We start from the raw sequence: 13,245 nt of genomic DNA, 5'->3' as shown, positions 1-13,245 counted from the left end.
CTCGTTAGCGGATTAACCACATGTAGGAAGCATAAGGACTAAGCTGAAGCTCTTGTGTTAAAGCAGGTGTATCTGTTGTGTTCCCAATCAGGAGTTCGTCCCTGCCCCTCGATGACAATTCGGACCAGTGACTGTCTTCAAAGCGGAAGGTAATCCGTTTACTGCTGAAGTTTGAGACCACGACAAGCGCTTCCCCATCTCCTGTTCTAGCGTAAGCGAATACTTCAGGGTGTGCTTCATCGAGTCTCTTGAATACACCGTCTATAAATATCCCATACTCTTTGCGTAACGCAATTAGCTTGCGGTAATGATGGAAGATGGATTTGGGATTGGCTAGCTCCTTCTGCACATTGATGTCCGGATACCGTTCATCAACTTTCAGCCATGGAGTACCGGTGGTGAAGCCGGCATTTCGACTGTCATCCCACTGCATCGGCGTTCTTGAATTATCCCGTGAACGTTCCTGAAGAATACTCAAGGCAACCTCAGAGCTTTTCCCTTGTTCGCACAATATGCGGAACATATTCAGTGACTCGATATCACGGAACTCATCGATACTATTCCATACCGGATTTGGCATACCGATTTCTTCCCCCTGATAGACATAAGGTGTCCCTTGAAGTCCATGCAGCGTTGTCGCGAGCAGCTTGGCGCTCTCCACCCGGTAGACCTTATCATCAGTGAATCGGGAGAGGGCACGCGGTTGATCGTGATTGTTAAAAAATAATGCGTTCCAGCCCCGGCCTTTCTGCATTTCAGTCTGCCACTGCGTGAACAACCGTTTCATCGCCTCAAAATCATAGGGCATTAGCTCCCACTTCTGTCCATTCGGATAATCGACTTTTAAATGATGAAAATTGAACGTCATGGAAAATTCCCGTTCTTCAGGGTTCGAGTACCTGATGCAATGCTCCAGTGTAGTTGAGGACATCTCTCCTACAGTCACCATCTCATACGGACCAAATACCTCTTCATACATTGCTTTGATGTATTCATGAACACGTGGACCGTCAGTATAGAACTTTCGTCCATCCCCCGGCGGAACACTTCCGTCATCATTAGGGAAGCCCTGATCCTTGGAAATTAAGTTAATTACGTCCATGCGGAAGCCGTCGACACCCTTTTTAGCCCAGAATAGCATCATATCGTTCACTGCTCTACGGACCTTCTCGTTCTCCCAATTCAGATCCGCTTGGGTTTTATCGAAGAGAGTTAGATAATATTGTCCCGAAGCTTCATCGAACTGCCAGGCAGGGCCTCCGAACTTCGACTGCCAGTTGTTGGGTAAGCCTCCGTCTGGAGCTGGGTCCTTCCAGATATAGTAATCACGGTAGGGATTGTTCCTGCTTGAAATGGATTGTTTGAACCACTCATGTTCTGTTGAAGTATGGTTAACCACGATATCGATCATTAGCTTCATGCCGCGTCTATGCAATTCCTGTACTAACTCGTCGAAATCCTCCATCGTTCCAAAATCCGGGTTAATATTTTCATAATCCGCAACATCGTAACCGTTATCATGTTGCGGCGAAACATAAACCGGCTGTAACCAGACAATATCAATTCCAAGGGTCTGTAAATAATCTAACTTTTCAATAAGTCCTTTAATATCTCCTGTTCCGTTGCCTGTAGTGTCCTTAAAGCTCTTTGGGTACACCTGATACACCGTGGACCGGCGCCACCATTCTGAATTCTGGGACTGACTCAAGTTGAACACCTCCAAAATGAATTACTTTATGTCAAATATTAAACCTGTATATACAAGTTCAAACACATCCACAGTTTAAACCTGTATATACAGGTTGTCAATACTAATAATTATCTAAGCCCTAGCAAAAGAAGTGACAAGAACATTTATACCGATACTCTTAACTACGATTCATTGGAAAAGGGTATTGCCTGATGGTTTGTCTTTTATTAACCTATTTGATAATCAATTATTCTTTTTCATTTATTTCCCGTCTAAATACTTGTTCAAAATCACAACAAAAAAAGCCGCTTTCTAAGCGACTTTTTGTATACGTTGATGTCCAGTTAAAAAGACGAACAGGATACCTTTTTACGAAATATAAGTTAGGTATCCTGTTTCATAATAAATTTAGTTTTTATTTAAGTTCCTGGAGGAGGCTCTGTCCAAATTGTGGCAGGGCTACACCAAAATTTTCTGCAATGGTTGCTCCAATATCCGAAAATGTCTTACATACAGGAAGCTCACATTGTTGATTGAAACGCTTACTGTAGATGAGTAAAGGCACATATTCGCGGGTATGATCTGTACCAGTATGAACGGGATCATTGCCATGATCTGCCGTAATCATAAGAAGATCATCTTCACTCAGCTCCGCGAGAACTTCCGTCAATCGTTCGTCAAATTCTTCTAGTGCTTTCCCGTACCCGATCGGATCTCTGCGATGACCATAAAGAGCATCAAAATCAACAAGATTCAAGAAGCTAAGTCCTGTGAAATCACTATGAATGGTCTCCATGAGTTTATCCATGCCATCCATGTTAGACACTGTGCGCAAAGACTTGGTGACACCTTCTCCATCATATATATCTGAGATTTTGCCAATCGCTAGTACATCTAACCCAGCATCCTTGAGCTCGTTCATCACGGTTCTTCCATAAGGCTTCAAGGCATAATCATGGCGGTTCGATGTTCTTTTGAAATTTCCGGGCTGTCCGAGGAACGGTCTTGCGATCACTCTACCTAACATGTAGTCCTCGCGTAAAGTAATCTCTCTGGCAATCTCACAGATTTGATACAGTTCTTCCAAAGGAATGACCTCTTCATGAGCGGCAATCTGAATCACTGAGTCTGCTGATGTATAGACAATGAGTGCACCGGTCTCCATATTCTCTTGTCCAAGCTCATCGAGAATAGCAGTACCGCTAGCGGGTTTATTCCCAATTACCTTTCGTCCCGTTCTTTCTTCTAATTCATTAATTAATTCATATGGAAATCCTTCAGGAAACACTTTGAAAGGAACCTCAATTCGCAAACCCATGATTTCCCAATGGCCTGTCATCGTATCCTTACCATTAGAAGCCTCTTGCATTTTTGACCAATAAGCTAAAGGCTGATCTACCTTGGGAACTCCGGGTATTTGGTCAATATGACTTAACCCTAACTTGGATAACACAGGAACATGTAGTCCATTCATTTTTTCCGCAATATGCCGTAATGTATGTGATCCTGTATCCCCAAACTTTTCAGCATCTGGAGCTTCACCAATACCTACAGAATCCATAACGATGACGAAAACACGCTTAAAACGGGGTGTTTGTTTCATGTTAATACTCCTTAATTCAACTAGAATATGATACCGATAATCAAAGCAGATAAAACGCTTACAAGTGTGGCACCGAATAACAGCTTTAATCCAAATCGAGCTACGATATTCCCTTGTTTTTCATTCAATCCCTTCACAGCACCCACAATGGTACCAATGGACCCGAAGTTAGCAAATGAGATTAGAAAAACGGAGACAATAGCTGTAGTACGTCCGCTTAAACCGTCTTGGATCTTAACAAAGTCAAGCATAGCAACGAATTCATTCGCAACAAGCTTTGTCGCCATAATACTGCCTGCATCAACTGCTTCATGCCATGGCACACCGATAAGAAAGGCGATTGGTGCAAAGACATACCCTAAAATTCCTTGAAACGAAATACCGAATACTCCGCTGAAGACCCCGTTAATTAGAGCAATGATTCCCACAAAACCAACCAACATTACTCCAACTACTATGGCTACCTTGAAGCCATCCATAATATATTCGCCCAGCATTTCAAAAAACGTTTGTTTTTCCGCTACCTGAACTTCAACAATATCTTCTTCAGGTGTAACTTCATATGGATTAATGATGGATGAAATGATAAATCCACCGAAAAGGTTTAATATTAATGCAGCTACTACATATCGAGGTTCTAGCATCGTCATATATGAACCAACGATTGACATGGATACCGTCGACATTGCGGACGCACATAATGTATACAAGCGATGTTTTGGCAATAATCCCAGTTGGTTTTTCACCGAAATAAACACTTCATTTTGTCCTACAATTGCAGCTGCAACTGCATTATAGGATTCCAATTTGCCCATGCCATTTATTTTACTCAGTACCAAACCAATATACTTTATAATGAATGGCAATATTTTATAATGTTGCAAAATCCCTATTAATGCTGACATAAAAACAATTGGCATCAAAACATAAAGGAAAAATGTATGCGCCCCTTCATTTGCAATCCCGCCAAATACAAAGTCAATACCTTCGTTGGCGTAGCCAAGTAATTTTGCAAAACTATCAGCAAAGCCTTTAATTAAGAATTCGCCTATGCTCGTTTTTAGGATAATTAATCCCAAGCCTATCTGAATAGCGATCATTACAATGATTGGACGATATTTAATCTTTTTCTTATTGTTACTTCCAAGCCATGCCAGTAATAGAACAATAACTAAACCGGCAACAGAAATTAGATAGTGCATTTTTAACCCTCCAAATTATCGGTTGATTTTCTTGGAATCCTCATTCGAAATGTATCTTTCCACATTAACCCTTGTTCCAAAATAATCGCCAATAGACTTCCGCAGATTAATCCATTATTTAAAATGGCTATCAAGATCGGAGATAAATGGGCTGTGGCTGATGAAGGGATAAACATTAGACCCACACCCACTAAAAGGGAAACTCCACTAACGATAAAAGTTCGTTCTTCATGAATGACCTTCTTCAATTCCTTTAGCGCTAGTCCGACCATCTTCACAAAAATGACGAAGGTAACGGAATAGCCTATGGGAGCTGGAATTGCTGATATAACATTCATCATTGGCGGAAATAAGGATATTGAGATCACTAAGCAGCATCCAATTAAAAATGATCTGCGCTCCTTCATCCCTGTTTGTTCAACATATCCCGCCGCTCCCGAGATAGGGACAGAGCCGACCGCTCCTAAACCGCCACTAATAAGATGTGTAATTCCAGAAGTAAACCCGGCGCGCAAATAACGACGATGATCCACTTGCTTTTGTTTCATAACGGTCTCCATCAAACGGATGGACGCAACTGCATTGGTTATTAATAACAGCGTTAATAAAAAGGCAGTAGTGATGGTCCCGGCATCGAATTGAGGTCTGCCAAATGGGAATATTTTCGGTAGCTTAAACAAAGTATCCGCATGAGAAAACACCGGTATAATACCGCAGATAATAAATAATAGGCAGCCTATCAATATACTGAAAATTATTGAAAACTGGCTGAGTACTACTAAGCGACTTTTTCCTAACCAAAAGGTAATGCAAACCACAATCACACTCAGGATGAATACTTTAACATCTAACGTGGTGTGGGCTATGGTAATCCCCATCATCCCTTTCATAAAAGATCCACTTAATTGAAAGATCAATAAAAGTAAATAAATAAAAGTGATGGTTGGAGTAAATAGACGAGCGATTTTATCCATTAGCTTAAATGCCGAAATTAGGATAAATAACACACCGCTAATGATCATTGCCCCACTTAAAGCTTGTAAAGCACCATTGTTAGAAGAATAAAGTCCCCCTACTAAACTTGCGTAAATCGTAAAAATGCTCCACCATAACCCTGCCGGACCTTCGTGAATAGGGAATTTATGTCCCATCAGGCCTTGTAAAAATCCAGCTATCCCTAAAGTAATCATTGTGCTCTGGATAAGTCCAGAAGTCTCTATGGGTGTTAAGTTATATAAATCTGCGATAGCAATGGGTGCAGCAATTGCACCAGCGATCATAAAAATCATCCACTGCAATCCTGACAGTATTCCCTTCATTTCTTTCTCACTCTCTTCTCTAACAACACTGCTCTTATTAATTAATCAGCCATCAATGACTGTATTAAGAGCTATTTCGACCATTTCATAAAAGGATTGTTCACTTTCTTTATGAGTCAGGTGTTCCTGTCTTAACAATTGACTGCCGACTGTCAAAATCGATAACGCTTTTACACCATATTTTGCCGCTAAAGTGTATAGGGCTGTGCTTTCCATTTCTACCGCTAAAACCCCGAAATCCATAAACTTGTGAAGTCGATCTAAGCTCTCACGATAGAATTCGTCAGAATTATAGATGTTACCAACAAAGACATTTGCATTTTTAGCTTGTGCTTGTTGATATGCTTTTATTAACAATGAGAAATCTGCCGTAGGTGCGAAATTACAGCCATGGAAGATCTTCTCCGTCATATTACTGTCTGAAGACACCGCTTGGGCTAATATAATATCTCGGATATTGATGTTTTCCTGCATCGCGCCGCATGTACCAATGCGAATCAATTTCTTAACTTCATAATCGACGATCAATTCTGTAGCATAGATACTCATCGATGGATTTCCCATTCCTGTCCCCTGAACCGACACCGGTATACCCTTGTATAATCCAGTGTATCCATACATCCCTCTTACTTCGTTATAACAATTAGCCTCCTCTAAAAAGTGTTCTGCTACAAATTTTGCACGTAAAGGATCTCCTGGGAGCAAAACGCGCTCTGCTATTTCTCCCTTATTTGCACCTAAATGCCTACTCATAGTTCTTCCTCCAACTTTTAATTGTAAACTGAGGTTTACCGAAATCGCTTTCCACATACCGTCAAGTAAAATCAGTTTCGAAACTAGATTGAGCATAAGGTTTTTTAACATTACAAACTAGACCAAAAACTTACGGAGCTTACGGAAAATAATTGGTCAAATTATAAAAGTAGTTCTTTACGAATATTGTCCAAATCTCTTTTTGATGGGATCGTAGAAATAATAACAACCGGCACTGTCTTTAGTGCCACCGGGATATTACTAATGACAAGATCAATATTATTTTGCTGCATGATCTCGTCGGTTAGCCCTTTCATTATGGAAGTATTTAGGATTAACTGATCCCCTATCTCCTTCTTTATCAAATCTGCTATGTAATGACGAATCGAGAATTCTTCCCCGATCACTAAGAAAGCCCTTTTACTTTTGTAACGTAAGCTCGAACGAACTATTAAGGTTAGCTTTGTTAAATGAAAATGATTAAACAGAATGGAAGGGTAAGTTTTATTCCACGTTTGCATACAGGTTTGCAATTCTTGATATATCTGCTGGCACTCCTGCTCTACATAAGTTGTTAAATGACTTTTTGAAATCATCATCCATTCCGGAATTGCATTTTCGATTAATAGCTTGTCAAAGAACCCGTAAATCTCCAATATAAATCGTTCTTGCATATCTAAGTTCGGGTATACCTTTGCCAATAACATTAGAAGCAGATTCCCCATTTGATATTCTTCTTTATCCTTATGTAATTCGACTTCTTTAATCGGAGTGATCTCTGACCCTTCATAATAATGATATTGGCTGAGACTAACCATGGATTGCATAAAGAATATTTCACTTTTCGGGAATTCGATGGACAGCTTTTTTTCAAGACGCTCTGCTATGGCTCTCACTGGTATATAAAACATTCCCTTTTCCCAGGGGTATGCATTTTCGTCGATGGTTACACAATTTCCTTTAGCAGCTCTTTCTATTACAATGGCCAACAAAAAGGACAATTTCCTTTTGGAATTGATAAAATATACAATGTTATTCTCATTCTCTATATTTGTGATCAACTGATTTATATAAGCAAAATCGACATTCGCAAAGGGCCATCCTGTAAACTCATATGCATCACAATATAACTTCCAATAAAAATATCGGATATTCATTTCATTCCCTTTGATCACAGGTGTAGAGTAACTAATGCGTAGCTTATACGCTTTTAGATCATTATTATTTAATTCCACAATTAACTTTTTTAAAGAAGACGTACTCATAAACAGAGCTTCAGCGAGCTCCTCCACGGAAAGTCGACCCATATTCGTAAACAATAAATCCATCAGCCGATAAAAAATGGTTTGTCTGAACATAGAAGACATCGCTTCACTAATCGTACTTCGCCCATCACGTCGAAGAACGATTCCCTTTCCTCTAGAAACTTCAATGGTCACTGTTGGTGGTAGCTGCTTGCTGATTTCCTCCACCATCTTACGTATGGTCTTATCTGAGATGCCTAAACTTTTTTCAACTTCGGCTAAGGTAAACCATCTTTGTTCCGTATCAAGCAGCGTTAATAGTTGGTTGGCTAAATTAAATCCCTTATCCATTTTTCTCCACCCTAGTTCAATTTCATTTTAATTTTTATAGTATAAACAAATTCACATCATAACCATATTATTTTTCAATAAAAAAACTCGGGTTACATTTACCCGAGTTTCACATTTATTCACATCTGTGCTTTTTCTTCTATAGGACTGATTGCTTTAAGCTGCATCGTTATTACGGCTGCAATAACGGCTTTGATGATGTCACCCGGCAGAAAGGCTAGCGCTCCGGTAAGTCCGGCCCATATCGACGTATTTGTTATCAATGCCATGATGGGGGCACCAATCAGGCTCACTAGCAATACACCAAAAATCACGTTGATCGCTATCAGCTTCCAAGTTCTGACCTTCGGCCAGATTTTTTCAGAATACCAGCCTATAAGGCCGGCCGCGATCGGAAAGCTAAGTATGTATCCTGCAGAAGGTCCAACGAGCACCGCGATTCCGCCACGACCTCCGGTCAATACAGGCAGCCCAATGGCTACTAGAATGATGAAAATGATTAGGCTGAGAGCTCCCATCCGTTTCCCCAGAAAACATCCAGCCAACATGACGCCAAGCGTCTGGGCAGTAATCGGAACAGGGATGAAACCAAGGGGGATGGGTGGAATCATGCCCAGCACCGCGATAAGTGCTGCGAATAATGCAGCATAAATAAGTTCTTTTGTCTTCAAAAAATTGACCTCCATTGGATAAAAATAAGTGTATTCTGGTTAGTAAATACGTCCAGTAAGCTGAATTATAATGGAGATAGCTACGATTGTAAACCAAAATATAATTAATGGTTTACAATAGAGCGGGACACCGCGCTTGAGTTTTTCCTATTGTTATATAGAATTAGAGTATTCAGTCGCAATCGTTGAATGATAAATTACTCAATGGATTTTGGTCGGAGAGTTATACTTTTGGAGGTTTAAGTTCATGACAGTAAAAGAACATATTCTTGCCTTGCTTGATAGTAATAAAGGTGAATTTTTTTCCGGGGAGGAAATAGCCGTTCAGTTATCCGTGACGCGCAGCGCGGTCTGGAAAGCCATAAAATCGCTACAGACAGACGGTTATTCCATACAAGCTGTAACCAATAAAGGCTATTCCATGTCCCCTAAAACGGATATCTTGTCTGCCAGTGCAATTTCAAAGTACCTGGATACACAGGGGCAAAAGTTACGTGTTGAGGTCTTTAAGACATTATCTTCAACGAACGAAGCCTTAAAAAACCTTGCTTCAAGTGGAGAAGCTGAGGGTAAGGTGATCCTATCGGAAGAACAGACAGCAGGTCGCGGGAGAATGGGCCGTAAATTCTTTTCTCCACCGGGAACAGGGATCTATATGAGTATCCTGCTGCGTCCCAAGCTATCAGCAACGGATTCCGCTCTGCTGACTACTTGTGCCGCTGTTGCTGTTGCCCTTTCCATCGAGAGTATATCAGGTAAAGAAGCACAGATTAAATGGGTGAATGACGTTTTCATGGAAGGTAAAAAGGTATGCGGGATCCTTACCGAAGCATCCGTGTCACTGGAAAACGGTTGGCTTGATTATGCTGTTCTGGGCATTGGTATCAATGTAGCGCTACCTTCTGATGGCTTTCCTAATGATCTTACCGAGATTGCAACAACTGTAACTTCTGAAAATAAACCTAATGGTGATCTCCGTAACCGACTGGTAGCAGAAGTACTAAACAATTTTATGGGATTCTATGAGCATTTAACGGAAAGATTGTTTCTTTCCGAATATAGAAAACGGTTAATTTCACTTGGCAAACCCGTAACAGTGATTAAGAATAATGAACAACGTAAAGCAATAGCAATGGATATCGATAACGATTGCCATATGAAAGTCAGATATGAGAATGGTGACGAGGAATATCTTTCAAGTGGAGAAGTCAGCATTAAGATTTAACTGTAGCTTCAAACGCGGCTAAGTGCTGACTCTTAACTGGCTACATCATCGTGCGTGTTTTTGCGGAGATTGTAAGCCTACTACACCAAAAAAACCTTGCTGAATCAAGGTTTTTTTTAATGAACGTAAAATATCAACTTAAGGCTCAGAATTCTACTGTACTAAAGTATCTAAATCCGGCTGCAATTTGTTCCGCAAAATATACAGCATGATGGCACCAACAAGAAATGCTACGGCATCCGAAATGACGAGCGACCAGACCACTCCATGGAAACCGTTCATTCGATTAGCGATATACAACACTGGAATCAGAGTAATACCTTGAATAACTGACATAATAAATGCGGCGGTTCCTTGCGCTGTTGCTTGGAAAATCCCCGTAAACAACGCGGTCGTTCCTGAAATGAACAGGGATAAAAACGTCACATGAAGAATGTAGCTACCCATTTCAATTAATTGAGGGTCATTCGTGAATAAGCTAATTAAGTGATCGGAAATCAGATAGACAATGACGCCGAATACGGCGGCTAACACCACAGTTGCTTTGATTGTGAATGTAATGGTATGCTTCATGCGTAATTTATTTGCTGTAAAAGAGAAGGCAATTAGCGGCACGACTCCCTCGCATAAACCCATCAGAATAACCTCAGGAAATTGCAATAAACGTGATGAAATCCCGAATGCTGCTATAGCCTGCTCCCCATATTCGACCAGAAAACGATTAAAGATGAGCGACATTGCACCCATAAAGATACTCATAACGAAGACGGGAACTCCGATTTTGAATACATTGCTGAGAATTTCTTTGTTAGCTTTGAACCATTTTACGGAGATGGTCAAGAATTGGCTCTTATATCCCATATGGAAGGCGTAGAATGCACTTGCAACCAAGTTAGAAATGACCGTAGCAGACGCAACGCCGATCACGTCCCAATGGAAGACGAAGATGACTAGAGCATCGAGAATAATATTCACAACAACACTGAGAAGCATACCGATCATCGATGTGATTGCTGAACCTTCCGAGCGCACGATATTCTCCAGCGTGAAGAATAATACGACAAACGGTGAACCAATAAGCATTATCGTGACATAGTCTTTCGTGAAACCGAAGGAGTCAGGCGTCGCTCCCAAGCCATGAACGATTGGATCGATCAACGGGATACCGCCAGCCATTAAAATAAGTCCGAGAACTAAACTGCTGTAAAAGGCGAATGAAGATACATGCTTTACATCATCATATTTTTTCTCTCCGAGCAAACGGGAGATAAATGCACTGCTGCCAATGCCAATCAAGTTACCTAGCGCCATAATGGCTGCGAATAACGGTAAAGTTAGTGCGAGTGCGGTTAACATCGCAGTATTGCCCAGTGTACCAAGGAAATAGGCATTCAAGATGGAGTATATGACACTCATCGACATGCCTAGCATCATCGGTACTGCGAAGTGAGCTACGGCTTTTGTGACAGGTGCTTTTTCAAAGTAATGAAGGTTTTCTGCGTCCATATCGGTCACCACTATCTTTCTTTATTTTATTTTAAAATTACTTAGAATTCTAACTATTAATCCAATATAAACCGTGACACGGCAACAAACAAACCCGTACCATAACGACGAGTTTTCAGGTTTGGTTTGCCGGATTGGACTGATCTTAATTTCTTTAAAAGCATGTCATTGCGCTGCCTTTGACGTTCCTCCTTCTCTTAAGGAAAGGCAGCGCAATAGCTACTGTTTGTTTAAAAGACTCTGTTTACTTATCGTCCGGGTCCTGTGACTTGTCTGGTGACGAATTCGTTCCATCTTTGGATGGCCAACCGAATCCGCGCATGTCACTATGCCCTTCCCTGCCAAATCCAGGGAATCTTCCGTTAAAGCGTTCGTCTCTAGAATTTCCCCACATTCTATGCATTTGTCCGCGCATGGCCATTAGTTTTTCAAATTCCTCTGTTCCCATACGCTCCTTTGCGGCCTCCATCCACATAGCCATTACATCGCGTTCTCCATCCGTTCCAAGTTCTTCTTCTAACGCCGTGATGACGCGGGTTAAGTAATCCCCGAAAGCAACCTGTTCTTCTGGTGATAGGCGAGAAAATATATTAACGCTGTCTAACTCTTGTCCCTCTTCTTCTTGTCCTTTTTGGGTTAAGTAAATCAACATGATGCGCTTGTCTGTTTCTGATGGCTTACGGGTGATATATTCGGCTTTCTCCAATTTTGCAAGTAATTCATTGAGAGATGATACACGGATGTCCAGCATATAGGATAAATCTTTTGTGCTGATACCGTCTTTCATACGAAGAAACGCTAGTATCCTGCCTTGCCCGCGGGATGTGTCGGCCATAGGGCCAACAGCAGCGTGTGTTTTTAAGTGTTGGCGTTGTAGCAGCCATTGCAGTTTCGCGAGTTTTTCGTATAATTCAGTATTCATGTCCATATTGGATCCTCCTTAAAGTTTTTATGGTACCTGTTAATCTTTGTGACGGTACCTGTTGGTTTTTATTATAACGGTACCTGTTAGATATGTCAAAATGTTTTTTACAGGTACCGTTAGCATGTAGTTACGCTAATACTGGGGCACCTTGGTTAAAACTTGTAAACAAAATACAAAACCCGCGCGGGCGCGGGTTCTTATAAGATCATGTTCTGATCAGTTTTCTTTTTTTATATCTTCAAGCAAACCTTCAAACCATTGAACATTTACTAAATGATGAGATAGTGAATTCTCTAACATTTTTTTAAAATTAGAACTGATATTTTCATCGTTCTCAATAGAAAGCTGCAGTAAAGAAATCTTATTTTTAGTTTGTTCAATTTGTAATTCAATTAATTTAGATAGTTCTTCTTTCTTATATTCATCTGAAAATAGCATAGCTACATAAAAAGATAGATTTATATAGTCTGTCTTAGACCCATATTTGAACATCAACTTTTCAAACTCTTTTTCCCCTAATTCAGTGATGTTATAATTATGCGTTTCTCTGGTGTTATCTCTTTGATCAACTTTTATAATATACTTTTTCTCTACTAATTGCCCAAGATTATAATAAAAGGACCCCTTGGTGAAATTGACTATATATTTATAGTGTTTTTCTTCCATTAAGGATAACAATTCATAACCGTGAGCCCCTGGATTTTGTTTTAATAATCCTAAAATTAGTAATATTATCAAATAAACACCTCCGTCAAA

Annotated in this window: 11 protein-coding genes; 1 reads left to right on the top strand and 10 read right to left on the bottom strand. The window is 40.4% G+C overall.

Translation table 11 applies throughout. The features are described from left to right. Positions 1–4: 4 nt before the first annotated feature. From treC to ACDZ28_RS24385, 7 genes are all read right to left on the bottom strand, one after another. On the bottom strand, positions 5–1,708 hold the full coding sequence (gene treC / locus ACDZ28_RS24415) for an alpha,alpha-phosphotrehalase (RefSeq protein ID WP_375102989.1): 1,704 nt from the start codon (positions 1,706–1,708) through the stop codon (positions 5–7). Between the two features lie 397 nt (positions 1,709–2,105). Then, positions 2,106–3,293: a phosphopentomutase gene (deoB, locus tag ACDZ28_RS24410; protein WP_375102988.1), complete on the bottom strand. Its 1,188-nt coding sequence runs from the start codon at positions 3,291–3,293 to the stop codon at positions 2,106–2,108. Between the two features lie 20 nt (positions 3,294–3,313). Next, positions 3,314–4,495: a NupC/NupG family nucleoside CNT transporter gene (locus ACDZ28_RS24405; RefSeq protein WP_375102987.1), complete on the bottom strand. Its 1,182-nt coding sequence runs from the start codon at positions 4,493–4,495 to the stop codon at positions 3,314–3,316. 2 nt (positions 4,496–4,497) lie between these two features. Beyond that, complete coding sequence (locus tag ACDZ28_RS24400) at positions 4,498–5,814, bottom strand: purine/pyrimidine permease (RefSeq protein WP_375102986.1); 1,317 nt, start codon at positions 5,812–5,814, stop codon at positions 4,498–4,500. A gap of 45 nt (positions 5,815–5,859) precedes the next feature. After that, positions 5,860–6,567 carry a purine-nucleoside phosphorylase gene (deoD, locus tag ACDZ28_RS24395; RefSeq protein WP_042127861.1) on the bottom strand — a complete coding sequence of 236 codons (708 nt, stop codon included), beginning with the start codon at positions 6,565–6,567 and terminating at the stop codon, positions 5,860–5,862. A gap of 161 nt (positions 6,568–6,728) precedes the next feature. Then, positions 6,729–8,162, bottom strand: coding sequence for a helix-turn-helix domain-containing protein (locus tag ACDZ28_RS24390; RefSeq protein WP_375102985.1), 1,434 nt, complete (start codon positions 8,160–8,162; stop codon positions 6,729–6,731). Positions 8,163–8,281: 119 nt separating this feature from the next. Further along, positions 8,282–8,833, bottom strand: a complete 552-nt coding sequence (locus ACDZ28_RS24385; protein WP_375102984.1) for a biotin transporter BioY — start codon at positions 8,831–8,833, stop codon at positions 8,282–8,284. 247 nt (positions 8,834–9,080) lie between these two features. On the opposite strand from ACDZ28_RS24385, the gene ACDZ28_RS24380 reads away from it, so the two are divergent. Next, positions 9,081–10,058, top strand: a complete 978-nt coding sequence (locus ACDZ28_RS24380) for a biotin--[acetyl-CoA-carboxylase] ligase (RefSeq protein WP_375102983.1) — start codon at positions 9,081–9,083, stop codon at positions 10,056–10,058. Between the two features lie 153 nt (positions 10,059–10,211). Here the strand turns inward: ACDZ28_RS24380 and ACDZ28_RS24375 are convergent, their stop codons facing one another. The 3 genes from ACDZ28_RS24375 to ACDZ28_RS24365 all read right to left on the bottom strand — a co-directional run bounded on the left by ACDZ28_RS24375 (position 10,212) and on the right by ACDZ28_RS24365 (position 13,227). Next, complete coding sequence (locus ACDZ28_RS24375) at positions 10,212–11,564, bottom strand: MATE family efflux transporter (RefSeq protein ID WP_375102982.1); 1,353 nt, start codon at positions 11,562–11,564, stop codon at positions 10,212–10,214. Between the two features lie 244 nt (positions 11,565–11,808). Continuing rightward, the gene (locus ACDZ28_RS24370; protein ID WP_052414608.1) at positions 11,809–12,492 is read right to left on the bottom strand and encodes a MarR family winged helix-turn-helix transcriptional regulator; all 684 of its coding nucleotides are present in this window, start codon (positions 12,490–12,492) and stop codon (positions 11,809–11,811) included. Between the two features lie 213 nt (positions 12,493–12,705). Further along, positions 12,706–13,227 (bottom strand): PadR family transcriptional regulator, encoded by a 522-nt coding sequence (locus tag ACDZ28_RS24365; RefSeq protein WP_375102981.1) that lies wholly within the window; start codon positions 13,225–13,227, stop codon positions 12,706–12,708. Positions 13,228–13,245: the final 18 nt, after the last annotated feature.

It is taken from the genome of Paenibacillus sp. RS8 (genome assembly GCF_041956825.1).
In the GTDB taxonomy this organism is placed as follows: domain Bacteria; phylum Bacillota; class Bacilli; order Paenibacillales; family Paenibacillaceae; genus Paenibacillus_AQ.
The sequence above is the reverse complement of the archived record's forward strand: the minus strand, read 5'-3'. Positions and strand labels throughout refer to the sequence as shown.